This is a genomic window from Bradyrhizobium genosp. A (genome assembly GCF_049949275.1).
In the GTDB taxonomy this organism is placed as follows: Bacteria; Pseudomonadota; Alphaproteobacteria; order Rhizobiales; family Xanthobacteraceae; genus Bradyrhizobium.
Genome location: NZ_CP188196.1, coordinates 7,291,463 through 7,316,795, shown reverse-complemented (window position 1 = coordinate 7,316,795; position 25,333 = coordinate 7,291,463). Strand labels below are relative to the sequence as shown.

15 protein-coding genes and 3 pseudogenes are annotated in these 25,333 nt (G+C 59.4%); 11 read left to right on the top strand and 7 right to left on the bottom strand.

The window, feature by feature from the left end; translation table 11 throughout:
• Positions 1-109: 109 nt before the first annotated feature.
• Positions 110-1,060, bottom strand: coding sequence for an IS630 family transposase (locus ACP2YP_RS34200; RefSeq protein WP_426418919.1), 951 nt, complete (start codon positions 1,058-1,060; stop codon positions 110-112).
• Positions 1,061-1,734: 674 nt separating this feature from the next.
• Between ACP2YP_RS34200 and ACP2YP_RS34195 the strand changes: the two genes are divergently transcribed.
• Positions 1,735-3,465 (top strand): M28 family peptidase, encoded by a 1,731-nt coding sequence (locus ACP2YP_RS34195; RefSeq protein WP_426420659.1) that lies wholly within the window; start codon positions 1,735-1,737, stop codon positions 3,463-3,465.
• A 696-nt stretch (positions 3,466-4,161) separates the two neighbouring features.
• On the opposite strand, the pseudogene ACP2YP_RS34190 reads toward ACP2YP_RS34195, so the two are convergent.
• From ACP2YP_RS34190 to ACP2YP_RS34180, 3 genes and pseudogenes are all read right to left on the bottom strand, one after another.
• Positions 4,162-5,499 (bottom strand): annotated as a pseudogene (locus ACP2YP_RS34190) (IS5 family transposase).
• A gap of 167 nt (positions 5,500-5,666) precedes the next feature.
• On the bottom strand, positions 5,667-6,956 hold the full coding sequence (locus ACP2YP_RS34185; protein WP_426420657.1) for a CapA family protein: 1,290 nt from the start codon (positions 6,954-6,956) through the stop codon (positions 5,667-5,669).
• A gap of 115 nt (positions 6,957-7,071) precedes the next feature.
• Complete coding sequence (locus ACP2YP_RS34180) at positions 7,072-7,827, bottom strand: aspartate/glutamate racemase family protein (protein WP_426420655.1); 756 nt, start codon at positions 7,825-7,827, stop codon at positions 7,072-7,074.
• Positions 7,828-9,119: 1,292 nt separating this feature from the next.
• On the opposite strand from ACP2YP_RS34180, the gene ACP2YP_RS34175 reads away from it, so the two are divergent.
• Positions 9,120-9,410, top strand: a complete 291-nt coding sequence (locus tag ACP2YP_RS34175; RefSeq protein WP_426420653.1) for a hypothetical protein — start codon at positions 9,120-9,122, stop codon at positions 9,408-9,410.
• A 269-nt stretch (positions 9,411-9,679) separates the two neighbouring features.
• On the opposite strand, the gene ACP2YP_RS34170 is transcribed toward ACP2YP_RS34175, so the two are convergent.
• Positions 9,680-10,486: an IclR family transcriptional regulator gene (locus tag ACP2YP_RS34170; RefSeq protein ID WP_426420651.1), complete on the bottom strand. Its 807-nt coding sequence runs from the start codon at positions 10,484-10,486 to the stop codon at positions 9,680-9,682.
• Positions 10,487-11,641: 1,155 nt separating this feature from the next.
• Here ACP2YP_RS34170 and ACP2YP_RS34165 point away from each other — a divergent pair.
• The 5 genes and pseudogenes from ACP2YP_RS34165 (at position 11,642) to ACP2YP_RS34145 (ending at position 17,135) form a co-directional block, all read left to right on the top strand.
• Positions 11,642-13,245: pseudogene (locus tag ACP2YP_RS34165) on the top strand (ABC transporter substrate-binding protein).
• A gap of 7 nt (positions 13,246-13,252) precedes the next feature.
• A complete protein-coding gene (locus tag ACP2YP_RS34160; RefSeq protein ID WP_426420649.1) occupies positions 13,253-14,194 on the top strand; it encodes an ABC transporter permease in 942 nt (313 codons plus the stop codon).
• A 1-nt stretch (position 14,195) separates the two neighbouring features.
• Positions 14,196-15,077: an ABC transporter permease gene (locus ACP2YP_RS34155; protein WP_426420647.1), complete on the top strand. Its 882-nt coding sequence runs from the start codon at positions 14,196-14,198 to the stop codon at positions 15,075-15,077.
• Position 15,078: 1 nt separating this feature from the next.
• Entirely contained in the window at positions 15,079-16,086 is a 1,008-nt protein-coding gene (locus ACP2YP_RS34150; RefSeq protein ID WP_426420645.1) for an ABC transporter ATP-binding protein, read from the top strand.
• Positions 16,083-17,135, top strand: coding sequence for an ABC transporter ATP-binding protein (locus ACP2YP_RS34145; protein WP_426420643.1), 1,053 nt, complete (start codon positions 16,083-16,085; stop codon positions 17,133-17,135). Before ACP2YP_RS34150 ends, ACP2YP_RS34145 begins: the two co-directional genes overlap by 4 nt.
• Positions 17,136-17,948: 813 nt before the next feature.
• Here ACP2YP_RS34145 and ACP2YP_RS34140 read toward each other — a convergent pair.
• Both ACP2YP_RS34140 and ACP2YP_RS34135 read right to left on the bottom strand, forming a co-directional pair.
• The gene (locus tag ACP2YP_RS34140) at positions 17,949-18,218 is read right to left on the bottom strand and encodes a hypothetical protein (RefSeq protein WP_426426363.1); all 270 of its coding nucleotides are present in this window, start codon (positions 18,216-18,218) and stop codon (positions 17,949-17,951) included.
• A gap of 22 nt (positions 18,219-18,240) precedes the next feature.
• Positions 18,241-19,096: pseudogene (locus ACP2YP_RS34135) on the bottom strand (IS701 family transposase).
• Positions 19,097-19,699: 603 nt separating this feature from the next.
• Here ACP2YP_RS34135 and ACP2YP_RS34130 point away from each other — a divergent pair.
• From ACP2YP_RS34130 to ACP2YP_RS34115, 4 genes are all read left to right on the top strand, one after another.
• Complete coding sequence (locus ACP2YP_RS34130; RefSeq protein WP_426420641.1) at positions 19,700-20,182, top strand: alcohol dehydrogenase catalytic domain-containing protein; 483 nt, start codon at positions 19,700-19,702, stop codon at positions 20,180-20,182.
• A 31-nt stretch (positions 20,183-20,213) separates the two neighbouring features.
• Entirely contained in the window at positions 20,214-20,708 is a 495-nt protein-coding gene (locus ACP2YP_RS34125; RefSeq protein WP_426420639.1) for a zinc-binding dehydrogenase, read from the top strand.
• Positions 20,709-22,535: 1,827 nt separating this feature from the next.
• Positions 22,536-23,648, top strand: a complete 1,113-nt coding sequence (gene ald, locus ACP2YP_RS34120; protein WP_426420637.1) for an alanine dehydrogenase — start codon at positions 22,536-22,538, stop codon at positions 23,646-23,648.
• Between the two features lie 192 nt (positions 23,649-23,840).
• The gene (locus ACP2YP_RS34115; protein WP_426426362.1) at positions 23,841-25,262 is read left to right on the top strand and encodes a M20/M25/M40 family metallo-hydrolase; all 1,422 of its coding nucleotides are present in this window, start codon (positions 23,841-23,843) and stop codon (positions 25,260-25,262) included.
• Positions 25,263-25,333: the final 71 nt, after the last annotated feature.

Below are 25,333 nucleotides of genomic sequence, written 5' to 3'. Positions count from 1 at the left end.
CCGCCCAGCTCGATCGTCCGCGTTCTCGCATAGTCGCTCTGGCGACGAGCTCACCAAGCCGACGCTCGCCGCGCTTATCTCAGACGAAAAATGCTAGAGCAGATTCTGATCAGGCGCGATCATAACCGGCTGCGGCGAAGAAGTTTAGACACTGTTGGGCGGTGAAGGCGGCAACGGCTGCGGCGATAGCGTGGAACAAGGTCTCGATTGATCTGGCCGCCGCCTTTCGAAGGGCTGCTTTGAGCTTGGCGAAGGCCATTTCGATCGGATTGAGGTCGGGGGAATAAGGCGGCAGATAGAGGAGCCGGGCACCAGCCGCCTCGATTGCGATGCCGACCTCGGCCCGCTTGTGTGATGCGAGATTGTCCATCACCACGATGTCGCCCGGCTTTAGCGTCGGTACGAGAACTTGGTTCAAGTAAGCCTCGAACGCCAAACCATTCATGGGACCGTCGAGGACCATTGGCGCAGTCATGCCGGTCGTCCTGAGCGCGCCGACGAAGGTCGTCGTCTTCCAATGGCCGTGTGGGATCGCTGCGACACAGCGCTGGCCGTAGGGTGAACGGCCATAAAGCCGCGCCATCTTGGTCGAGGCTCCCGTCTCGTCGATGAACACCAGCCGGTGGATGTCGATCTCAGGCTGAGATGCCTTCCATGCCGCGCGTTCAGCGGCCACTTCGGGCCGATCCTGCTCGCTGGCGTGCGATGTTTTTTTGAAGGTGATGTTGCGGCGATCGAAGAACCGCCAGACCACGCTCGGCACGAAACGCTCGCCGTGGACTTTGAAGAGATGGTCGGCGATCTCGGCCAGCGTCATGTCAGGCGAGGCCCCGACCAGGGAGAGGATCTCTGCAGCATGACGCTCGATCCGGGCCGAACGCCGGTCTCCGCCTTGTGCTCCCGCCTCACAGCTGCCGGTGCTTCGCCACTCGCTGACCAGTTCGATCGCTGTTGACGGCGCCACGCCGAACCGGCCGGCAGCGCCCCGACAGCTCATGCCCTCATCTTCCACGGCCCGAATAATGCGAAGGCGAAGGTCTGGCGAAAGGGGTTTAGCCATGGGGGCTGGCCTCCATCACCAGCCCTCAGGGAAGAATCACGATTTGCCCCAGAAGGGAATCCCTCCGATTCCGCCGGATCGAAAAATGCTCTAGTGTAATGCTAGCATAGGCCGAAGCCGCGATGATTGCCTGCGACGGCACATTGCACACAAGCTGGACAGCCGCTAGCGCAAGGACTCGAAAGGAAACCCTAGTGTTGTCCCGGATGTGCGATGTCGGTCACGATGCGATGATTGTTCCAGCCTCGCGGTTTTGCTGCGCTACAACGCGCTAGAAGGATGTAATACTGAAGCATCGCCCCCGAAATCGCACGAGAAGACCTGGAAGCCGTGGTAATATCAGGCATGACTACAAGCGACATTCATGGCGAGAGCGCAGTATTACTGGCAACGCGAATCCATTCTGCCGAGCCACGACATAAAGAAGCCAGGAACAGAGTTCAATGTGTCAGCCAGTTCTGCCGAACGGCGACGCTTGTGCTGGTGTAAGGCCGGCAAGTAGGAGTTCGGAGCCCCGCGCGTCACGAAGGCTCGATATCCAATTGCCAGTTTTCTCATGCCGCCGGACGATTGATACGGTGGGCAAAGACGTAAATTGGCAACGGTTAGCAACCTGCGCGCCGCACGAGCTTTGCGCGCAATGGTAAGACGAAAACATGTCCAGGAGGAATGACATGACGGATCCGATGATTGATAAGCTTGCGGCGGCGGTGAGCGCCAAGGTGATGTGGCGCCACCTCGAGGAATTTGCCAAGCGAGTAAAGCTCTCGGGTACGCCGGAGGAACTCGACAGCTTCCGTTACTTGCAGGCTTGCCTCGATAGCTATAGCCTGAAGACCGAGCTCTACTCGCACGAGGCTTACATTAGTCTTCCAGGGAAAGCGCGGATCGAGATCGGCAATCTGACTCCGGATTGCATTACCCATTCTTTCTCGCAATCCTCGCCGCAAGGCGGCCTGACTAGCAATCTTGTGTATGTGGGCGCTGGTGCTGAAAATGATTTCGCGGCTCGCGATGTGCGAGGCAAGATCGTGCTCATCGAGAACATCGCCACCCCTGCAACGAGCCTACGCGCCACCGAGGCCGGCGCGGTCGGGCAGATCCACATCAGCCCGCATCAGCATCTGCACGAAATGTGCATCTCGCCCGTATGGGGCAACCCGACCCCCGCAACGCTCGCCAAATTGCCGAAGACCGTTGTGCTCAGCGTTCGGCAGGAAGATGGCGAAGCGCTCAGGCGCCGTCTCGAGGCCGGTGAAGACGTGGAGGCCACGCTCTATGCCAAGGTCGATACGGGCTGGCGCAAAACGCCGCTCCTCGTCGCCGATCTCTCCCGCGACAGTGCGGCAAAAGATGAGCCTTTCGTCATGTTCTCGGGTCATCACGATACTTGGCATTTGGGGGTGATGGACAATGGAGGCGCGAACGCCACCATGCTCGAGGTCGCGCGGCTTCTTGCGCCGGAGCGGGAGAGGCTCCGGCGTGGCCTGCGGCTGTGCTTCTGGTCGGGGCATTCGCATGGCCGTTATTCGGGGTCGGCATGGTACGCTGATGCGCATTGGGAGGATCTTGCTAACCGCTGCGTAGTGCACGTCAATGTCGATTCGACTGGCGCCAAGGGCAACACAGTGATGACCGATGCGCGCGCCTCGTCAGAGCTCTACGAGCTCGCTGCGGAGGCCGTGCTGCGCCAGGGCGGCCAGAAGCTCGATCGCCATCGCGTAGGCCGTGGGAGCGACCACTCCTTCTGGGGGATCGGCATACCCGCGATGTTCGAGGGGTTAGGTTTGCAGCCGCTCGGTTCTGACAAGGTCATGAGCGCATTCGTCGGTCGAGCGACGAACCGCAAGGCCGCCGGTCTCGGGTGGTGGTGGCACACGCCCGAGGACACGCTCGATAAGATGGATCCCGACCTTCTGGTTAAGGAGACTCGCGTCTATGTGCACACGCTGTGGCGGCTCCTGACCGAGCGAGTCCTGCCGCTAGACTACGTGGGTCATGCCGAGGCGCTTGGCCGCGAGCTCGAGGACCTAGCGGGGAAGCTTACTGGGCGGTTCGACCTCGCTCCGTTGGACTGCCGCCTCAGGGTCTTCCACGAGAGGGCGGCCGCACTCAAGCAAGGCGCCGCCAGCGCAACTTCGGACGCCGAAGTGGCCCGGATCAACGCGTCGCTCATGGCTGCCGCGCATGCCATGGTGCCGATGGATTACACGACCGGCGATCGCTTCGAGCCGGATCCCGCCCTCGGCCAATCTGCCTATCCGGTACTCGACCCGCTGCGGCACCTTGCCACAACGTCTGAGGGCAGCGACGCGGCGAAGTTCGCGGAGGTAGCGGCGCGGCGCGCGGCAAACCGCCTTGCTTGCGCGCTCGACGAAGCGAATGCGCAAATGCTTGGCTGCTAGTCTCGTCAGGTGCCCTGCTCGAGAGGCTCCCGTGCGCCGCTTGTGGGGCAGGCTCGCTGCTTGGCGGCACGCATTAGGAGTGACCTTCCTAATTTTCGGCTCAAAGTCGGGAAGGTCAAACCTATGACAAGCTGTTAGCTTCTGTCGCCAGCTGTCCGCAGCGTGGCAATGCGCTTGGTAGACGCGCTGAGTAGCCGGTTCTATGGCCAAAGGAATGCCAATCGGCGCCGATACGGCTATAGACGAGTCCGAGCTGCGCAAGAAAACCAAGAAAACATTGCTCCAGTTTGGTGCGACACAATTATCCCGCATGCTCCACTTGCGCTTGTAGCGGCATCCGTCGCAGACCGATCTCGTCAGCGAGACTTGTCTGATGCTGTAGGCGGAAGTGGTGCCGAGCTGCTGAGCCGCAATGAACCCTTGAACGCTCATCGGGCACTGCCCTGATGGGGCACTTGGCGAGATCGCTCAGCACCGGGGAATCTTGGTCCGCATTCCGTGCTCCCGCTGCCTCTTGTCCGATGGTCGCACTAAACGCCAGGATGTAAAACCGCGCAGAGGGTCAGTGCCGAGAAATCTCCTACCGATCACCAATACCGCGGAGGCGCTGCGTCGCTCATTGCGCAAAATTTTCAAACACCACGGCAGCTTCCATAGCCGCGACGCGGCACTAAAACCGCTTTAATTAGTCGTCCGTTAAGAAGCCGGATTGAGCGCTGAGCAGACGCTGATGGCTGCTGTGAGTGCGGTCAGGATGAGGCACCAAAGGACCCTCAGCCAGGCGAGGCTGCGGCGGAAATTGTGACCGACGGCGGAGAAGACGACGTTGGCGGCATCGCCGGCGCGGCCCTTGAGATAGCAGTGGCCGAGGTGACCTTCGGCCTTCATGTGTCCGATGATGGGCTCGATGGCGGAGCGGCGCCGTAGCTCGCGCAGGATGACACCGAAGACGCCGCGCTTCTGGCCGGAGATGAAGACACGACGGGGATTTTTGTGCGTCGTGGCCGCGGTATCCCATGTCGACATAAGCCCGCTCGATCGCACAGTCGTGGTCTCGGTGCGATCAATGACGTCCCGCAAGCTGTGACCATCGTACAGGTTATCGGGCATCGCCTTGGCGTGCAGCACGAACAGGCCACCAGGAGCACGGCGGTTGTTGGTGACGATGGAAGCCTTGACGCCGAACTCGAAAAGGCGCGGCTGCCTTGCCCTTGCTGATACGCTCCACCTCCGGGGCATGGAAGGAAAGCTTCCAGCCACGCTGCTGCTGCTGCGAGCGGATCTGCGAGGCCCGGCTGAGCGGGAGGGCGAACGCGTTCTCGAGCGCAGCCTGACCTTCGATCTTGCGGCGGATATCGCGGATGATCCGGACCAGCCGGCTGCGCAGGATGCGTAACTGCCGCTGATGCCGCTTGAATTGCTTGGCATGGGCGTAGCGCCCCGCCATCATTGCCGCGGTCTTGGCAATGCGAAGATAGGACTGCCGCAGCTTGACCCCGTGCTTGCTCGCCAGGCGGTTGAGCCCCTTGATTGCCGCGTGCAGCAGCTTGGCATCGGTTGGGAAGGTGATGGCCATCGGCTGCACGGTGGTATCGACCGTGATCCGCTTGAGGTCTTGGCTGCGTAACGCGCCGGCCTCGTGCGCCACCCGCAAGCTCTCGGCCAGCAACAGCTCCAATTTGTCGCCGAGCCGCTCGCGCCAGTGGCTCAGGTCCGAGCGTTCGTGCGGGAATGCGTGCTGGAAGAACTCTTCGCCGGTGAGGAACTGGAAATACGGATCGTGGACCCAGCGCTCGCACCCCCCACATCGGACAGCCCGCAAATGTGCTTGAGCAACAGCAGCCCGATCATGAAGCGGGTCGCGATGCCGGGCCGACGGTTCTCGCTATAGAGCGGCGCGATTTCACCGTCGATCCAATCCCAATCAACTTTTTCCGGCGAGTTGAACCAGCTCGTGCTTCATATTGATGATCTGGTCCAGCCTGGCCCGGAACAGATCGTCCGATCCCGTCGTCCTGTGTTCTTCGGTCGCATCGCCACCTCCGATGCGACGACGGAATCATAACTGGCGATTCGACGGAATCCTGAAAATGAAATTGCAGGGTTCCGATGCTCGAAGCATCAAACCCCTGCAATCGTAAAACAGTCCACAAGGACAAATGCGATTCTAGCTCAATCGCTTAGCCGCTCTTCGCGGACGACTAAGCTAGTTCGATCCATGTCCGAACGCCATCGTTACGAACCGTTGTTCCGAACCTTTCAGAGAGCCGGGTCAGCTCGTCGACAACAACTGCCGCGATCTCACCGCGAGCCAGAGAGGGGCGTCCACGCCTGATTTCGGGTCCTCCAAATCCTTGCTCAATCGGGTGGATTTCGATTCCGAACAGCGTACCATCTTGGTATCTGAGAATGGGGACAAAGGAACGCCAGTACTCAGCGTTACGAGCGAATCCGCCGCTCGACCCGCCGATCACTTGGTAGGGCGGGAGTTCGGGATCGGCAGACAGTACATCGTATGTATGGGACGATAAACGGCCCATCAGTTCTGCCTGCGAGATGAAGTTGCCAAGACTATAGAAGATTGGCTTGCCGCGATAGATCTCTACTCCCCGTATTCGATGGGGGCCGTGGCCGACGACCGCGTCTGCCCCCGCATCGATAGCCGTATGCGAAAGTTCAATGAGGAACGCTGGAATCTCGGTTGTCGACTCACTTCCCTCATGGGAGTGCACGCTAAAGATCGCAATGTCGGAGCGCGCTTTCGCCTCACTGATCCACAACCGGATGCGATCAAGATCCGTTGCGTTGCAGTTTGTCTCGATGCGCGGCTCGCCATCTGCGAAAAACGTTGTGCCGAACAATATGTAGTCGTCACGTCCGGCTGGCGGAATGAAGCCCATCTCGCGCCAGTGTTCGATCCGTGCCGTCAGACCGAGAGCATCGTGTATTTTGACCAGTTCAGCTAGCTGCTCCTTTGTGACCGCCGCGCGACTTGCGTACCGAACAGGATTTAGTCCCGGCCGGCCTATCATCGATTGCGACGGCCTCGTTGCCTCGTCGCCGGAGGTGAAAGTTGTCGTACAAGCGACTACCGACACACTGCCGGTGGGCTTATCGACGTAGACCGGCATGCTCGCCTCAGACAGATCCATGCCGACACCAGCACACGAGATCCGCCGCTCCCGGAGACCTCTGATGGTGTCGAGCATGCCCTCAATGCCTAGGTTTAGGGCATGGTTGTTAGCGAACGAGACAACGTCGATGCCGAGTGCTACCAACTCGTCTAGGACCAATGGCGGGGCAACCAGCGTTGGCGTGCCAGCGCCGGACGCTTGGTAGGTACGCAGATCACTGGCGACGACCTCGAGATTGGTGAACGTGACGTCTGCGGTGCGCATAAGTTGCTGGAGTCGCCTCGCCCTCGCATCCGTACCAATGATGCTGCCTCGCATGAGGAGGCTGTCACCGGAAAGGGCAACGGTGAAGGTCATTGCGCGCTGCTCCTCAGGTTAGTTGTTTGCCTTCCAAGTTTCGCCGTCCTAGTGGCTCTGCCGAAAGATTCAGAGCGGTGGCTGCAAGGCGATTCTGTTGGTTCGATCGGCATGGTCAGGCCACGCGTAGCGATTCGAAGGGCTGACCAGCCTGCATTTTAGCGGGCAGAGGATAGGCGGTCTTCGAATGGGAAAGCCCCATGGAAACGAGCATTTCGGAATGCTTGAGAGCGGCCCTGCCGGCGTTAATCGCTGGAGCCCCAACGGCTGCGGAAACCCTCTCGGTAATGTCCAGAAACGACATGGTCATGCAACCGAAAAGCAGCGCGTCTGCGCGGTCCTTCTTGACACATAGCTCTGCTGTCTCGATTAGCCGTGCCGTTGTCCGCTCGGGGTCTTTCATGAGGTCCAGCACCGCGATACCGACTGCGCGTACAGAGGCGAGTTTCTCGCGGACGCCGGCCTTGTGGGCGAGGAGCTCCTGGCCAGCGATGCTGCTGTCGAAATTCGTTAAAACGGAGAACTTGTGACCGAGGCTCGCCGCGAGCAACTGGGAAGTCTCGCAAGGCCCGATGACAGGTATCGTGGCAAGTTCACGCGCGGCCTCAAGCCCTGGGTCTCCAAAGCAGCCGATGATCACGGCGTCGAAACCTTCGCGCTCGCACTTCATGATCTCATTGATCGTGGCCGGAACACCGAGCGCATGCTCATAGGCGGACTCGATTGAACTCGGACCCTCAGGCACGTCGACGACTGACACTTCCGTCCCGGGAAAGGTCCAGGAATTGAGCAGCGCTTCGCGCCGACGCATCTCGTTCACGCCTAATGGGCTCTTCGACATTGGTACAGGAACAACATAAGCGATGCGCATCGAAAAATGCCCTTCGTTGTTTTTGCAGGAGAAACGTTGTTTCTATTATCTGCAAAACACGAACCTGGCAAGTCACTGGCTGCGAGGAGAGGAGGCTCGATGAACCGGACACGTTGCTATAAGACCGCAAAGGCCGTGTCAGATTGGCCGGGCGCTGCAGCGGTTCGGAATTGAACACATTTCCGCATATTCACCGGAAATACGAATGAATGATTGTTCCGAAACTTTCAGACTGCCGGGTCAGTTCATTAACAACAGCTGCTGCTAGAACAACAGCTGCTGCTAGGCGTCCCCAGGGCCCCCCGCAGCGCCCTTCGCGGGGTTGGATGAGGGGACGTAGTTTCCGGTGATTAATCTCGAATTATCCGGCGCTGGAACGCCGGACAGCATGTAATAACCGGAAATGCCAATATTGTTGGAAGAGTAGTCCCCGGCACGGTAGGGGCGGTCACCTGTTTCCCAACTATGTCCCGAATGGCGTCCTCAATGAAAGGCACTGCTTCAGACGTGCAGACAACGCCGATGACTCCTCTGCCCAGCGACGGCCGGGACTATCGCAATTGACTTTCTCGTCAAGGTCAATGGCGAAGCGGTCCGCGAACTTGGCCGACCGGGCATAGCGGCCGGTCGAGTGGCCAGGCCACCACGCAATGCGGACACTACGTTTCAATATGTCACGATGTGCCCATAGTACGCGGGCTACTTCGAGGAGGGCGGCGTCCCCCACTCATTGTCTCCCACCCCGACGTCCCACGAATCGAGATGACCATGCAGTAACACGAACTTTTTTGCTCGGAGGCGCGTATCTCGGTCACTGCTAGCTTTGAGGCGAACCACCCCTCTTCCATCTCCGCATAAATTGTGATCTGGACACGTCGCTTCGCCAGCTCGATGACCGCTTGGCCGTCCGGCCTGTTCACCGCCATCACCGGCACGTTCGGATTGCGTGGCAGGTCGTCGAGGCAGGTACTCTCCAAATCGTGGTGCAGATGCCCCAGTGGATGTCGATGCCCGGATTGATCGCGATGATACCGACCGCCCTCAATTTCTCGGATTGCGCGGCGTCATCTGGGTCGGCGAATCCTTCCGAGAGGACGATCTTCCCCTCGATTCGGGCTGACGACTCCACCTTCAGGCCGGGTTGCCCGCCGGAACGTAGACGACTTCGCCTGTGAAGCCGTTGCGGGCGTCTACGCTGTACGCCTGGGGCTTAGCGCGCAAGAACTTGCCGTTGACCTCGACCCGCCCTTTTCCGGGAAGAGAGAAGAGACAGGTAAAGTTAGGGTTCATACATGATCACCGGCGCGCCGAATGAACTCAGCCGCGCCGCCACGTCATCCATCGCGCGGTTCACGTCGCTTGGGTGCTCGCGCCAGAAGGTGGAAAACGTCTCGATGAGCGCCCAAGTTCCGTCAATTGAGACCCTCGTCGACGATCTCTCTCAAGGACGACAGGGCACTAATTTGCGAGTCCACGTCAGTGTTCATTTGTCAAGCTCCTCTCCGCAGATGAAAGCGGGAGAGCAGCCTCCTCCCGGCATGTCTTTCTCCTGTTTTGACAGAAGAAACAGCGTTTCATTTTAAGTAGTAGATTGCGCTGCAAACTGTAATGCGCGTTTTTGTTCCGCCCACGGGGCGAATCGCGCGCAAACTCAGGACCGCGATAAGGCGCAGCCCCTTGGGTTGGCAAGCTTCAGTTGGCATGATGCAGCCGACTCGACGGGCTAAGTCGATTGCGCGCGCTAGAGTGCTCCAGTGCAGAACACCCAGGCTCGAAGCTTGGCTCTTGGAGGCCAGGAAGATTTCTTTGAAGCCCTGCTCGATGCTCCAATTGGCCGGTCCAGCAGATTCGATCAGCCTCCGCCCAGCAAGCGAGACATGCGACCGGCATAATCAATCACCAGGCCGCGGTAGTGAGCTTCTGTCTCGGGCGTCAACCGGTTGATCGTTCCCGCCAAGCTGATCGCAGCAACAACGACCGCGCCGTGACCCCAAACCGGTGCCGCCACCGAGAAGCCGAGCGGGTCAACATCTCCACACGATAGGTAGAAACCACTGGCACGCACCTTCTCAAGGCGCTGGCGCAACGCGAGCGGTTCGATCAGCGTCTGGGGCGTGAGCATGTGCAACTTAGACGCGAGCACTGCGTTCTGAACGTCCTCCGGAGCATAGGCAAGCAGCACGGTGCTGGCGCCACCTACATACAGTGCTGTGCGAACCCCGAGATGGGCAAACATCCGCACCTGATGGGCAGACGGTCGGGTAGCCACACAGACCCCGCTCAGTTCCGCACGTACGAACAGATTGACGTCCTCGCGGCTGAGCCTCGCCAGATCGTCCATGTGATCTCGCGTCGCGCTAACGATCAGGTTAGTCTGGTCGACCTGGCTGGCCAAATGCAAAAGTCGAAACCCGAGCTCATTTGTGCGCTTTTCGGCGTCGCGAATGACATAATCACGCAGCTGAAGCGTGTGTAACAGCCGGAATGCCAGCGCCTTCGAAACTCCCATGCGATCCGCAATCTCTGTGACGCCAAGGCCTGGATTGTCGCCAAGGAGTTCTAGCAAGTTAAGTGCTCGATCCACCGCCTCGATTAGGTAGCGGTCCCGCTTCGATGCCGAATTCTGCAACTTCCTTGTGCGTTTGCCCCTCTGCTGCATGCGGACGTATCCCTCAGTTCGACTGCAATCTCATGCCACTCCTATTCCATCAAGGATTGGCGTTAGCCAGAAGAGCGACGTTTTGTTGTGTCTCACGCGCTGACCGGACGAGAAACGTCTATGCGGATTCGGCCGTCCGAGACTACCAAAAGTACGGCACACATGTCGCGGGGGCAGGCGGTGCTCCGTCAAATGTTCCTTCACTAAAATATGGCCGTTGAGGTCATCGACGTCAGTGCTGACCCAGCGCAGAATCCGCCTATGACAGAGTTCAATTGTGTTGCGAAGGACATGCACAGGCTGGAAACGAGCAGGGTGTGAGGAGGTCATTAGAGGGGCCTGATCCAGAGAAGGCCGAATCCAGGCTGGCCGCTGTCCGCGAACTCGTGCGCATGCCCGTTATTGATCCTGCGAGTTGTCGATGCTGTTGGCTCACATTGGCATTCTTGCCTATTGGATAGTGCTACAGTAGCCGCGGGTCACCCGACTTGTGCACAGCCGTGAGGGGATTCGATAGAGTCTTGAACGTCGGTTGCTCCGCAGTGATCGGGTGCCGAGGCGCGTTGCAACTTATTATCTTGACGTTGCCTCACGTCTTTCCCGTTCCCGCTATCAACACGGCGGCGGCCGAGCATCGCATTAGCAGGAAGGCCTTCCGCTGCGCCGCGAAAATTCGGAGTTCGGCGGAATAGGAGGCGCAACAATTGAGTGAGCCTGAGCCGTGGGTAAATGTGCGGAGCAGGGCTCGCTCCTGGGAAAAGAGTAGCCTACCTGAGTCGGGCAGGTGCCAGACGCCTCGCTATCGAGCGCGTTTGCGGCGCAAAGTGGGGTTGAACAGGAGCGAACGGGAGACATACCTGCGCAGGTTTGTCTGAAGGTAAACACGCGACGCGCGAGACCATGGTCAGATCGAGACTGGTCAAGACGCCGGGTGGACGAACCTCGCCCTTTGCAGAAATCCGGCGGAATTGGCCCAAGTAGAAGATGTATACCTCGCACTCGAGCGTGCCAATGCGATAAAACTGCAAGGAACGTCTATATGGTCCTAGGAAAGCCGCATGAACTGCAATGTTCCTGCAGCAGCACGCTCGTATGGTTGCGAGCTATCGGCATTGTCCAGCAACCGCGCGGCCAGCTCAAGAGGGGAAATGGACCATGACAATCTCTCGACGCCACCTCATTAAGGCGAGTCTAGCTGCCGGAACGGCCTTCTCGACTCCTTCGCTCCTGTGCGCGCAGACAGCTCCAACGGCTGCTCGGATAGTCCACATGGCCATGGGTGTTGATCTCCGCATTTTCGATCCGGTCTTCAGTGCGGCGAGCATCACTGGCAGTCACGCCCTGGCGATTTACGACGTGTTGTTCGCGACCGACTCCAAGTTTAGGCCACGGCCGCAGATGGTAGGGAAGTGGGGCGTTTCCGACGACAAGAAGACTTACACATTTGAGCTCCGCGACGGTCTTGGCTGGCACGATGGCACCGCTGTGACGGCGGCCGACTGTGTGGCCTCGATCCGTAGGGGGGCTCAGGTCGCTCCCGGCGGTCAGTTGATCATGGAACGGACGAGGGATATCTCGAAGAGGGATGACAAAACCTTCACGATCGCGCTCAAGGAGCCGCTGGGCCTTTTGGTTGACCTGTTGGCGCAACTCGAGACGCCATGCTTGTTCATCATGCGAGAGAAAGACGCCAACCGCCCTGCGACCGAGCAGGTCACCGCGAATATCGGATCGGGGCCGTTCAAGTTCAATCAGGCGCTTGCCAAGCCCGGCGCGAGCTTCACCTACGATCGGAATGAAAAATACGTTCCGCGCAACGAGCCGCCCGATGGACTGGCCGGTGGGAAAATCGTCAAGCTGGATCGGGTCATCTGGAACAATATCGCTGATCCGCAGACCGCTTTCTCGGCCTTGCAGGCCGGGGAGATTGATTTCCTTCAGTCCCCGCCTATGGATCTCCTTTCTCAGATTGACGGCGATCCTAACCTCGAACTCCAGATTTTGGACAAGACTGGCAGAGACGTATACGTGCGGATAAACTTTCTGCAGCCGCCATTCGATAACGTGAAGGCGCGCCAGGCGATGCTTCACCTGATCGACCAGGAGGCGTTCGTGCGCGTGCTATCACCCGATCCAAAATACCGCCGACCCCTCACTTCGATATTTGGTAACGATACGCCCTATTCGAACGACGAAAATACCGGATGGAATAAGAAGGGCGGCGACCTGGAAAGGGCTAGGCACCTCTTTAGCGAAGCCGGGTATGCCGGCGAGAAAGTCGTCATTCTCGACCCAACGAACGGAGGCCCGTTCCAGGATGCCTCGCAGCTTTTGGCGGCCGAGCTGCGAAAGGTTGGGGTGAATGCCGAGCTTGCACCGATGGACTGGGGCGGGCTGCTCACGCGCCGCGCGAATAACGGCCCGGGTGAGAGCGGCGGTTGGAACATCTTTATCTCGGCTGTTCCGACTATAGTCATGGCGATCCGATCGGCACCGTTTTCTTCCTCGCGAATGGGGGCGGGGCTTGGTACGGTAGGCCAAAGAGCGGCGAGTTTGAGGCGCTTCGGGCCAAATGGGCGAATGTGGAAGCGCTCGAAGAGCGCAAGGCGCTGGCTCGTAAGATGCAAAAAGTATAGTGGGATTTCGTCGGCGCTGCTCTGTTGGGGCAGATTGTATACCCAAGCGCGCGCAGCAAGGCACTCTCCGGTCTCATCGATGTGCCAACGCTAGTCCCGATGTGGAACATGCAGAAAGCCTGAGGACAGAATGGCTCCTTACATTGTTCGCCGGATGGTCTCGACTATTGTTGTGATCGCGATGGTCGGGATTTTCGTGTTTCTGCTTCTCAGGCTCGCGCCTGGGGACCCGGCGAGCATTATCGCAGGGGACTCGGCCACCCCGCAGATGATCGCCGCCATCCGCGAAAAGCTCGGATTCAATGATCCGCTGCCACTTCAATTTGTGCATTGGGCGCTCGCTATGCTCGGCGGCGATTTCGGGATCTCAATTTTTTCCGGGCGTCCGGTCCTCGAGCTCATCTTGCAGCGGCTCGAGCCGACCATTTCTCTTTCGCTCGCGACGATGATCGTTTCGTCGACAGTCGGCGTCTCTTTCGGCGTCTTTGCCGCCTGGCGAACCGGCGGCTTCGCTGATCGCGTCCTCTCCGCCTTCGCCGCTCTCGGTTTTTCTGTCCCAGTGTTTGTCGTCGGCTATTTTCTGATCTACTTTTTCGCTATCAGGATGCAATTGCTGCCGGTCCAGGGATACCAACCTTTTGCCCAGGGCCTCGAGCCCTGGTTCGTGCGACTGATCCTGCCGACCATCGCGTTGAGTTTTCCCTATATTGCTTTGATCGCCCGGATCACGCGGGCGAGCATGCTCGAGGTTCTATCGGAAGACTATATGCGGACGGCTGCTGCCAAAGGTGCCTCGCCATATTCCATGCTTTTCCACCACGCTCTGAAGAATGCGGGTGTCCCGATCCTCACGATAATCGCCTTGTGTTTTGCCTACCTGCTATCCGGTGTTGTCATCACGGAAACGGTGTTCAACATACCCGGTGTCGGTCGTTTGACAGTAGATGCGATCAACAACCGCGACTATCCGATCATCCAAGCCGTGCTGATGCTGGCTTCGGGCGTGTACGTGCTCATCAATCTCGCGGTCGATCTCGCTTACACGCTGATCGATCCCCGCATCCGGTACTGATATGACCCTCCTTTCCGCATCAGTTGAAGCCGTGCCGATGGGGCGGCTCCAACTATCTCAACTCCCTCGGCTGGCAAGGCGGCATCCTCTTGTCGTGGTAGGTGGCGGCCTGTTGGCGCTGTTCGTTGTTCTGGCGCTCACGGCGCCACTCTACGCCGGCGCGCCACTGAACATAGATCCGTTCAAACGCCTGCAGCCGCCCTCCGCCGCGATGTGGTTCGGGAGCGATAATCTAGGCCGCGACGTGTTTGCGCGAACGGTCTTTGGCGCTCGGATCTCCCTGATGGTGGGATTATTTTCGGCGGCGAGCGCCATTGTTGGCGGGCTTCTGATCGGTGTCGTCGCGGGCTACAGCCGTGGTTTCGATAATGTCGCGATGCGAGTCATGGATGGCCTGATGGCGATCCCGACGATTCTGCTGGCCATAGCCCTTGTCTCTCTAACCGGCCCCGGAGTCGGTATTCTCATCGTAGCAATCACAATCACCCATACACCAAGCACCGCGCGGCTAGTTCGTTCGGTGGTTCTGAGTGTTAGGGAACGTCCGTTTGTAGAGGCTGCGCTCTGTGGCGGCGCGCGCCTGCCGAAGGTGCTGTGGCGGCATATCCTGCCGAGCACCATTCCGGCCCTTATGGTTCAGAGTGCCAATCTCTGCGCTAGTGCGATTCTGACAGAGGCTGGGTTGAGCTTTCTGGGCGTAGGGGTGCCGCCGGACATTCCCAGCTGGGGCAATATGATCTCAAGTTCTCGTTTGTATCTCGCTCTTGCCCCATGGTCGGTCTTCGCGCCCGGAATCTGCCTTGCCGTCACGGTCCTTGCCGTCAACCTGCTTGGGGATGGTTTGCGCGACTTGTTTGACCCCCGCTCGAGGCGGAGACGCTGACATGCTTATGCAAAACACCGCGGCGAGTGACGTGCTTCTTGACGTTCGGGAGCTTGAGACACATTTTTTCGGGGAGGAAAGCGTCACGCGCGCTGTAGACGGCATCAGCTTCCAGGTGGAGCGTGGCGAAACGCTCGGAGTTGTCGGTGAATCCGGATGCGGCAAGAGCGTCACCGCTCTGTCAATTCTGCGCCTTTTGCCGAAACTGGGCGGCAAGACCGTCGGAGGACAGATCCGTTTTCACGGACAGGACCTTCTAAAGCTCTCCGAAGCGGAAATGCGAAGGATCCGCGGCGACCGAATCGCCATGATCTTCCAGGAGCCGATGACAAGCCTGAACCCGGTTCACACCGTCGGCCGCCAGATCGCTGAAGCGGTGCAGATCCACACCGGAGCCAGCCGGTCAGACGCAATAGCAAAGTCGCAAGAGATGCTCCGTCTGGTCAGCATCGCGGATCCCGAGCGTCGCGTTAACAACTATCCCCACGAAATGTCGGGCGGCATGCGCCAGCGTGCCATGATAGCCATGGCGCTTGCCTGCTCACCGGAACTGTTGATAGCTGATGAGCCGACAACTGCGCTTGACGTGACCATTCAGGCGCAGATCCTGCGCTTGATCATCGATCTGAAAGAGCGCATGGGAACGGCCGTGATGTTCATCACGCATGATCTGGGCGTTGTTGCCGAGACGTGCCAACGCGTGATTGTCATGTATGCCGGCAGAATTGTCGAGCAAGCTACCGTATTCGATCTGTTCGCGCGCCCGACGCATCCCTACACCCAGGGCCTGATGCGCTCTGCGCCTGATCCGCGTCACGGTCGTCGGCGCCGCCTTCCGGAAATTCCCGGGATTGTGCCAAGCCTGCGCGCACCCATTGTCGGTTGCAGCTTCGCGCCTCGATGCCCGTTCGCGACAGACATTTGTCGCGAGCAGACGCCCACCATGCGCGATGTCGGGCCGGGTCACGCCGCGGCTTGCTGGCACTCCGAAGAGGTAATGAACGCATGAGCGGTCCTCTGCTGAAAGTGGAGAATCTGACCAAGCACTACCGCCTCGGTATGGGAGTCCTGAAGAAGACCGGCCCGGTTGTGCGCGCAGTGGAAGACGTATCTTTCTCCGTCGATGCCAGCGAAACACTCGGCATCGTCGGCGAATCCGGCTGCGGCAAGTCCACCGTCGCTCGCCTCTTGATGCGGATCGTAGAGCCGACGGGCGGGCGCGTGATGCTCGACGGGACCGATATTACGGGTCTTGGGACGCACGCGCTTCGCGCGTGGCGCCGTCGGATGCAGATGGTGTTTCAGGATCCTTACTCGTCGCTCAATCCGCGTCTCACGGTCGAACAGATCATCACCGAACCTGTCGAGAATTTTGAGCGCTTCAGCCGGAATCAGCGCCACGCGCTTGCCGCGGACCTCCTGCGAAAAGTCGGAATGTCACCCGAAATGATGCGCAGGGTTCCATCCGAGCTGTCGGGCGGCCAGCGGCAGCGGCTCGGCATCGCGCGAGCGCTCTCCCTGCAGCCATCGCTCATCATCGCCGACGAGGCAGTCTCAGCACTTGATGTCTCCGTGCGTGCCCAGATCTTGAATCTGCTTCTGGACCTGCAGCAGCAGATAGGCATTGCCTACGTCTTCATCTCGCATGACCTTAGCGTGGTCGAGCATATCGCCCATCGCGTTGCAGTCATGTATTTGGGGCGGATCGTGGAGCTTGCCCCGTGCGAGGCGCTGTTTAGCAAGCCGACCCACCCCTATACCGAAGCGCTGATCGCGGCAGCTCCGGTGCCGGATCCCACGCGGGTTCGGCTCAAGGTGCCCGTGGAGGGCGAGGTGCCAAGCCCGATCAATCCGCCGAGCGGATGCGCGTTCCACCCGCGCTGCCCGCTTGCGGTAGAGCATTGCCGCATCAAAGTGCCACCCTTGGTGCCAATGGCTGACGGGCGTCTCGTCGCCTGTCATGTGCGCGCTCCCGCCATCGACATTCCGGTCCAGCCAGCTACCGAAACCAACTCCTCGACAATTCCTCGGCCGGAGCCGCGGGCCCTATCTTATTAGCAATTCTTGGTCGCGAAGCGGTAACGGATCAGCCGCCGCTGGGCGGCTGACTGAGGGCTCCAGCTTGGTGGCTCCGGCGCGATCATCGCCGGCACAACGTACCGGCTACGCTAAGCGGTCATGCGCGTCAAAATCTGGGCCGAGCGCGGCGTTGCTATTCCTTGCGTGCGATGGTCAGAGCTTCGCCGGTCCCAAAATGGACTGTGGGGTGCGCCGAGCGCTGATCTTGCGCCTCACCAATCAAACAGAGACTGCCACCCGGCCTCTTTCTTCGGCATCGATCCGCTCGCCGTCAACAAACCTGCATCCAACAGCCCTCCTTCAGGCGGAAGATGCACAACACTAGCGCTCATCTCGCGCCATCTCCGTCAGTCCCAGCACTCTCCTGCGGAACTCGGGAGACCCTAATGACGCAGTCGGCAACCCCAAGAACAACGTCGCTGGAAACAGATCCTCTGATCCAAGCCGAGGAATTCGACGACACTTCCAGAGCGGGCGGCGACGCGATTAGCAGTCATCTTGTCGTATCGGTATTCACCCAGATTGTCGCACTATAGGCCGAGATCGATCAGTTGGGGCGCAGCTCTCTCTATATGCGCAAGCTAGGACAACGGAGGGCTTGGCATTGGCTGCGGTGAGCTTAGCAGCTCCGGTGACCTAGCCCCGAGATCCACTGCCGCAGCTTCCGCTTCAATGCAGCCATCTTCAGCGAGAACCGACTAGTCTGACTGCGTCATGGGTTTTCGTCGTCCGTTTGGTGCGGCGACAGCACCGCAGCAGGGGCATCGCGGCAGGGTTTTGATGAGCGCCGGATCAAGCGCGTACGCACGGTCGCGATCGAGTTCGGGATGTGGCGCTCAGGCCGCAAGGGGAGATCCTCTTGGTCGATAATTGTCGGATAAGTGAGGTGCCTTGAACGGTGCGGCGGAACGAGGTCTGAGGGGGAATCGTCGCCCGCTCGGCGATCAGGAAGCCGTAAGCCGCGATGCAGAGCGTGGCGTGATGATGGAAGCCGCGCCAGCCGCGGCCCTCGTAGTGATCAAGCCCGACCTCTCGCTTGAGCTCCTGATAGTCGCGCTCGATGCCCCTGCGCAGCTTAGCAAGTTCAACGAGCTGCTGGCAGCTGACGTTCTCTGGCAGCGTGGAGAGCCATTATTGGTCGGCTCTGCTTCGCCCTTGGCCACTCGATCAGCAACCACTCGGGCGACAGCAATTCCGGCAAAAGTTGGCAGTGCCCGACCCGCACACGCACCCGCGCAAAGCGCGACGATAGCCTTTCGGCCGAGCCTTCCCGCCAGTTCACCGTGCGCCCAGTGTGCTTGGGCAGACCAAGCGCCAGCTTTTTGGCCGAGATCAGATCGGATTCGTCGCGACGTCCCGTGTTGTTCAGCGGCATGCCTTTCCGCTTCGGTCCGGTGCCGGGTGGCCATACCAGTAGTTTCGGCTGAATGCCGGCCATGTAGGTCAGTCCCAACGCCGTCATGCCAGTGCGCAGCCGTGCGACCCCACGGGGCAGGTCGGCGTTGCACGCCCACTGTATCTGCTCGAGCGCGATCTCAGGTTTGGTCCTGAACTTGACTTCCTTCGGCACGCCCGCCTTCTTCCGTCGTGCACCGTTCTTGGTCCAGTCCTGCGGCAGGTACAGCCGATAGGCGACCGGAAGGCTCGCAGCGTGATTGGCGATCGACAGCGAGACCGCCACCTGGCCCACAATATTGGTGATGCACGCCGACCGAATGCTGGCCTTGCTTGGGGAACGACGTGTCGTCGATGATCCAGGCCTCGATCGGCCCGTCCTTCTCGATTGCCGGCAGCACCATCTCGCGCACCTTGGCCAGCACCTCGTCATCCGACTAGTCTGCGATCCCGATAAAATGCAGCGACTGGTGTTGCGCCGCCGTTCGCGACGGTGCGGTTCTTGCCGCTATCGGCTCCACGCTCTTGCGCTCACCAGGCAGCATCAAACCGGTGCAATAATCGCGCAACGGTCTCTTCCGGACCGCTTGGCCGATCACGCTCGCAAGTCCCTCTACATACGCTGCAAACCGCGTTTCGCTATCTCTGTCCTGATCGAGACTCATCTGGCCCTCCACGTGCCAAAATTCTGAATCTCTCCAATTACTTCATTCCCAGCCCTCCGTGGACGCGACCGAATGAATCAGTAAGACTAGTCCGTACTGCTCGCAGCTAAAGTTCGCGCGTTGCCGCGAACAAAGTGTCCAGCCAAACGAATGAAGAAATAAGCATGTCACGACGCCCCGGGGTCAGAGATAGTCCACGGCTCTAACCGATGCAGCTCCAAGCCCTCCATCCAGTAAGCGCGGCTATCGGCCTCCCTGAGATCGCGCGCCGACCAGACCGCAAACTTCACACCGCCGGACGTAGCGAGTCTTGTCCGCGCCCCTTTGTTTGGATTTCTGCATATTTTGCTAATAGTCGCTGAATTCCTGCGTAGTTTTGGCCATTGTGTATTAGGTTTGCGCCGTCCTTCTGACTAGAAGAGATCGTCTAGTCAGCAGGCTCTTAGTGAAGCAGCTGCGCAGATATGTTGGAAGGAGCAGGGCATGCGTGCAGCTTGGTATGAGCGTCGGGGCCCCGCTCGCGAGGTGCTGGGCGTCGGCGAGATGGCAAGGCCGTGCCCCGGACCCGGCGAGGTGCTCGTCAGGATCATGAGCTCTGGAGTCAATCCGTCCGACGTAAAGCAACGCTCGGGCTGGCTTAATCCATCTGCCCCCCTCGAGCGCCCCGTCGTGCCTCATAGCGACGGCGCGGGCGTCGTGGAGGAGGTCGGCTCGGGCGTCGATCCGGCGTGGATCGGCCGCCGCGTCTGGCTATGGAATGTGCCCGGCGGCCCAGCCTATGACACGCAGAAAAGGCCGAAGGCGGGCACCGCTGCCGAGTTTGCTTCGGTCCCACTCAAACATGCCCCGCCGCTGCCGGATGTGGTGAGCTTCGGTGTCGGCGCCTGCCTCGGCGGCCCCGCCTGCACGGCGCATTACGCCGTATTCGCGGATGGCGACGTGAGGGGCCGGACCGTGCTAGTCTAGGGAGGCGCGGGGCGCCGTCGGCGAACTCGCGGTGCAATTCGCCGCGGCCTCAGGTGCGCGCGTCATCGCCACTGTATCGTCACCGGAGAAGGCACACGTCGCGCGAGCCGCGGGCGCTGCTCATATCATCGACCGGCGGCGCGAGGACGTGGTGGACGCCGTGCTCGCTCTCGCAAGCGAGGGAGTGGAGCGCATCATCGAGGTCGATTTCGGCGCCAATGCCGAAATCGATGCGAAGCTGATTGCAGTTAACGGCGTGATCGCGAGCTATTCCTCGACGTCTCGCCGCGAGCCCATCCTACCCTATTATCCGCTGCAATTCCGCGGCGCGACCTTGCGCTTCATTCAAGGCCACCTCTTGCCGGACGAGGCCCGCTCCCGCGCCATCGCCGATATCGGACGGATGCTGAGCGACGGCACGCTGAGGCCGACGATCGCCGCGACCTTCCACCTCGAAGATATCGCGAAGGCGCATGAGTTCCTGGAGAGCGGAAGCGCCATCGGTAATATCGTCCTTCGCCTTTGAGCGGCCGTGAGTGCGGCGCAGAAAGAACGCCAATTGACGCGCGGAAAAGTGAATGCCCTACGTCCGAGTTGGGGCCGCGAGCCGATGCCAGCAGCCGGTTAGATCACCTTGCCGACTCGCGGCCCAGCTGCCACCAGAGCGGCCGACGTCTGAAACCTCGAGGTCTGACGCCGGAATTCAACGCTCATTTAATGACTCGATCGGCGCGGGCAAGTAGGTAAGTAGAACATCCCGACCAACAACTTAGCGTCGTCAAATTGACAACAAGCTCGAACCTCGCCGGAAGCTGAACAAGAAGCTCGCCTAGCTTCTTGCCCCGGAGGATGCCGCCCGCGTATTCCGCAGCGAGCAAAAATCCATCTTGCTGATCGCTTCCGTAAGAGAGCAGACCACCGCTTTCCGGGAAAAAACGCCATGGATATACGGCGGGCAATCAGTGCTTAGCGGCCAATTGAAATGATCTCGGCGCGATGCACATTCAGGAAGCCGTCCGGAGCCACGATCAACTGCGCTTGGCGTGTTGGCCTGCGCCGCTATTGCCGTTTCGAGTTAAGGCACGAAGAGGCGCGGAGATCGCCTCCGCCCAGCCATGATTGCGAAGGTCGCTGCCTGCCGAAGATCGCCGCTCAAGTCTCAATGACTTCCACTCCAAATTGTGCGCTTCGGTCCAAAGTTCTGTGGTCGGGCATCGACACGTGTGCCGTCGCTGGCGTTCCAATCCGGATTTACAACCCGCCAAAGAAGCTCCTCTCCGCCGACCACCACATGGACACATCGGAGCCCGAATAGACGAGCCGGAAGTGATGAGGCCGATGAGCCAGAGGGGCTCCGGCGATGCTGATGCGAGTTCGCCCATCGGTGGACCTCCATCAGAAATACGGCGCATATCTATTCCGGCAGAAACACGCCGGACCTTTGGACTTGCGATGTCGATACCTAGCAGATCATCGTTCATTGATCGTGCGGGCTGCCCCGCGCAGCCAAGTATCAGCCTTGCACAGCGTGGCTTTAGTCTCGGCAGTAGTATTCGCCCATCAAGAAAAATCGGTCAGCTGCCACGATCGCCGTACTCCGTAGACAACGAACATTCGCAACCTCTTTGCCTCAAACCATCAGCCCCAACGCTTCGTTGACCGCCCAAATCCAGCGAGGTTAAAAATCGCGCAAACGCGCACATCTTGCAAATGCTTCCGCCGATAACGACTAATGCGGCGTTCCTGCCGAACCAAGGTCCTCTGAACGCTTAAACGCGGTCACCTGTTGAAATTGCCGAGAGAATATTGGTGTTGCAAAGGTTTTTAAGTTCCATTTTCCTATTACTCGGAGATTTCTATGCACCATAGAGGCTCTTGCGACGAAATTCACCGAAATGCTGGACGATATGCAATCAATCGAATAGACGCGCGCATCAAAAGAACAACCGTTTGACTTCCGGGTAGTGGATTGGCGCGGGGGCGCTCATTGCCGCGGCGTGTCAACGGCGGCTGAAAAAACTTCGCTCGGAAGGCAGCTCGAGGCGATGTTCGATCGTTTCGGCGAATGCGGTGGGAAGACCTATTCGAAAGGGTTGTGCTGGTTACCCGGCCAGAGAGCCCGTGCACTATTCTTTCTGGCACGGTTGCGTAGTTAGCTGGTATCTCGATCCAAAGTTCAGTCGCCGTGTTGAGATGGCCAAGGACGGGCGTAGCGATTTTGTCCGCGACTTGTCCGTTTGGATTTCTGCGTACTTTGCCAAAAATTGCTGAATTTCTTCGCGATTTGGTCGGTTGCCTCGCAGGTCTGCGCCGTCTTTCCGATTAGAAGAGATGTCGGGCCAGGAGATTGCAAATGAAGGTTGGTGTTCCCAAAGAAATCAAGACGCATGAATATCGCGTCGGCCTGACGCCTGGAGCGGTCCGCGAATATGTAGCGGCCGGCCACAGGGTGGCAGTGGAGACCAATGCCGGGGCGGGTATTGGTGCTACGGACGACAATTACCGCAAAGCGGGCGCAGTCATCTTGGACACCGCTCGGGACGTGTTTGCCTCGAGCGACATGATCGTAAAGGTCAAGGAGCCTCAGCCGTCGGAATGGGCGCAGCTGCGAGAGAGCCAGATCCTGTTCACATATCTGCACCTGGCGCCGGACCCGGAGCAAGCGAAGGGCCTCATAGAATCCGGCTGCGCCGCCATTGCCTATGAAACCGTCACCGACGCGCAGGCCGGGCTGCCGCTTCTCGCGCCGATGAGCGAGGTCGCTGGCCGGCTTGCAATAGAGGCCGCTGGTGCGGCTCTGAAACGGTATGCCGGCGGTCGGGGGCTGTTAATCGGTGGCGTGCCTGGCGTTCAGCCCGCGCGTATCGCGGTGATCGGTGGTGGAGTTGTCGGCACGCAGGCGGCACGGATGGCGATGGGCTTGGGCGCGGAGGTCACGATCCTTGATCGTTCCATTCCCTGCCTTCGCGAACTGGATGAGCTGTTCGGCGGGCGCGTACGTACCAGATTTTCCACAATAGATGCTCTTGAGGAGGAAGTGTTCGCGGCGGACGTCGTCGTTGGCGCGGTGCTCGTTCCGGGCGCCAGCGCGCCGAAGCTTGTCAGCCGCGACATGTTGAGCTCGATGCGCAAAGGGTCCGTGATCGTAGATGTCGCGATTGATCAGGGCGGCTGCTTCGAGACGTCGCGTCCGACGACGCACGCTGATCCGACCTACGAGGTGGACGGAGTTATTCATTACTGCGTCGCTAATATGCCCGGAGCTGTCCCGCTGACCTCGAGTCAGGCACTCAATAACGCCACGCTGCCATTTGGTTTGGCTCTCGCCAACAAGGGATTTGCAGCAGTACTCGAAAATCCACATCTGCGCGCAGGTCTCAATGTCTATCGAGGTCGACTGACTTACAAGGCGGTGGCCGAGAGTCTCGGTCTGCCGTTTTCGCCAATCGAACAGGCTGCGGCCTGATCTCAGAGGTCCCTTAGGGGACGTTTCCTCCCTGACTTGGGCGACTCCTTCCGAGTGGCCCCTCTTCAGCGGAGCTCTGTCACTGCGTTTGATGGTTGAAGCGAATTGGCTGATGCGCTCGGCGCGCGCCTGGAGCATTACACCGACGCGCAAGAGCCGAATCTTATCGACGAGAAAGTAGGATTGTCGCGCATGAGTCCGGATACTGGCGAGAGCGCTGCCGGCGCAGAATTGTCCCGGGTGTTCAAGTATATCGATGCGAACAAAGAGCAATTCGTTTGCCGGCTGCTCGATTACCTAAAACACCCCAGCATAAGCGCGCACAACATCGGTATCGCTGAGGTTGCGGAACTCCTCGTGTCCATGCTGAGCCGGTTAGGGCTCGAAGCAAGGACGATCCCGACATCCGGTCATCCGATGGTATTGGGGCGGTGGGAGCGCACCCCTGGAGCGCCGACTGTTTTGCTCTATGGCCACTACGACGTTCAACCCCCGGACCCTTTGGAGGCGTGGATCAGTCCGCCATTCGAGCCTGCGATCCGCGATCAGCGCATCTATGCTCGCGGCGCCGGAGATAGCAAGGGCCAGCACTTCGCTCAGATCTTGGCTGTGGAGTCGTATTTGGCGGTACATGGCCGCTTGCCATGCAATGTGCTCATCTTACTGGAAGGAGAAGAGGAGGTCGGAAGTCCGCACATTGCGGAATTCGTTCGTGCTCACCGCGACTTGCTTAAGGCCGACTTGGTCGTAACGGCGGATGGTCCGCTCCACGAATCTGGTCGTCCGATTGTGACCCACGGCGTTCGTGGAGAGGCGTGCTTCGAATTGCGTGCGCGTGGCGCCAATCGCGATGTTCATTCCGGCGTTTTCGGCGGTGTCGTCCCGAACCCGATCTGGACGCTCGTCCACCTTTTGGCGACGATGAAGAATGCAGCTGGTGAGATTACTATTGATGGTTTTCATGAGCACGTCTTGCCGCCAACCGATTTTGAGCGTGCCATCGGGGAACGGCTGGCTTTGGATCCTGGTGAAATTAAGCGATCGCTTGACCTTGTGAAGCTAGATGCTCCCGTCGATCGGCCGCTGGCTGAAAGGACCATGTTTCATCCAACATTAACCATCAATGGATTCCACGGTGGCTATGGCGGCCCGGGAGCGAAAACGGTGCTGCCGCACGAGGCGTTCGTCAAATGTGATGCCCGTCTTGTAGAACGACAAACTCCTGATGACGTCCTTGCGACGATTGAGGCTCACGTTAAGAAGCATGCTCCGGACGTCGAGTTCGTGCGCCTCAGCGGCATGTTGCCGTCGAAAACGCCACTCGATTCGCCATTTTCGGCTGTCATTCAGCGCGCGGTCCGCACCGGGCAAGGCCTCGAGCCGCTCGTCTATCCTGTGGCCGGCGGTAGCCTTCCGGATTACGTCTTCACGAAGATTCTTGGCACGCCCTCTTTCGTCGTGCCGTATGCCAATGCCGACGAGGCGAATCACGCGCCCAACGAGAACATCAAGATCGACTGTTTTCTCAAGGGAATCCAGACCGGAGCTGCCCTCTTGGACGAGCTGGGCAGATTGTGTAGGCCGACACCCGGCTCCTTGAAGCCGACACTCTAAACCCAAATCTAATGTAGTTGTTTCTCGATGCTAGCCTCGGATCAGCTCCAATCGTCGCAAATCATCTCCGA

Excerpts from the sequence above, each read along its gene's own strand:
- ACP2YP_RS34175 (WP_426420653.1), top strand. The coding sequence starts at position 9,120 with ATGATCACCGGCGCGCCGAATGAACTCAGCCGCGCCGCCACGTCATCC.
- ACP2YP_RS34115 (WP_426426362.1), top strand. The coding sequence starts at position 23,841 with ATGAGTCCGGATACTGGCGAGAGCGCTGCCGGCGCAGAATTGTCCCGG.
- ACP2YP_RS34195 (WP_426420659.1), top strand. The coding sequence starts at position 1,735 with ATGACGGATCCGATGATTGATAAGCTTGCGGCGGCGGTGAGCGCCAAG.
- ACP2YP_RS34200 (WP_426418919.1), bottom strand. The coding sequence starts at position 1,060 with ATGGCTAAACCCCTTTCGCCAGACCTTCGCCTTCGCATTATTCGGGCC.
- ACP2YP_RS34160 (WP_426420649.1), top strand. The coding sequence starts at position 13,253 with ATGGCTCCTTACATTGTTCGCCGGATGGTCTCGACTATTGTTGTGATC.
- ACP2YP_RS34170 (WP_426420651.1), bottom strand. The coding sequence starts at position 10,486 with ATGCAGCAGAGGGGCAAACGCACAAGGAAGTTGCAGAATTCGGCATCG.
- ACP2YP_RS34180 (WP_426420655.1), bottom strand. The coding sequence starts at position 7,827 with ATGCGCATCGCTTATGTTGTTCCTGTACCAATGTCGAAGAGCCCATTA.
- ACP2YP_RS34145 (WP_426420643.1), top strand. The coding sequence starts at position 16,083 with ATGAGCGGTCCTCTGCTGAAAGTGGAGAATCTGACCAAGCACTACCGC.
- ACP2YP_RS34155 (WP_426420647.1), top strand. The coding sequence starts at position 14,196 with ATGACCCTCCTTTCCGCATCAGTTGAAGCCGTGCCGATGGGGCGGCTC.
- ACP2YP_RS34150 (WP_426420645.1), top strand. The coding sequence starts at position 15,079 with ATGCTTATGCAAAACACCGCGGCGAGTGACGTGCTTCTTGACGTTCGG.
- ald (WP_426420637.1), top strand. The coding sequence starts at position 22,536 with ATGAAGGTTGGTGTTCCCAAAGAAATCAAGACGCATGAATATCGCGTC.
- ACP2YP_RS34185 (WP_426420657.1), bottom strand. The coding sequence starts at position 6,956 with ATGACCTTCACCGTTGCCCTTTCCGGTGACAGCCTCCTCATGCGAGGC.
- ACP2YP_RS34130 (WP_426420641.1), top strand. The coding sequence starts at position 19,700 with ATGCGTGCAGCTTGGTATGAGCGTCGGGGCCCCGCTCGCGAGGTGCTG.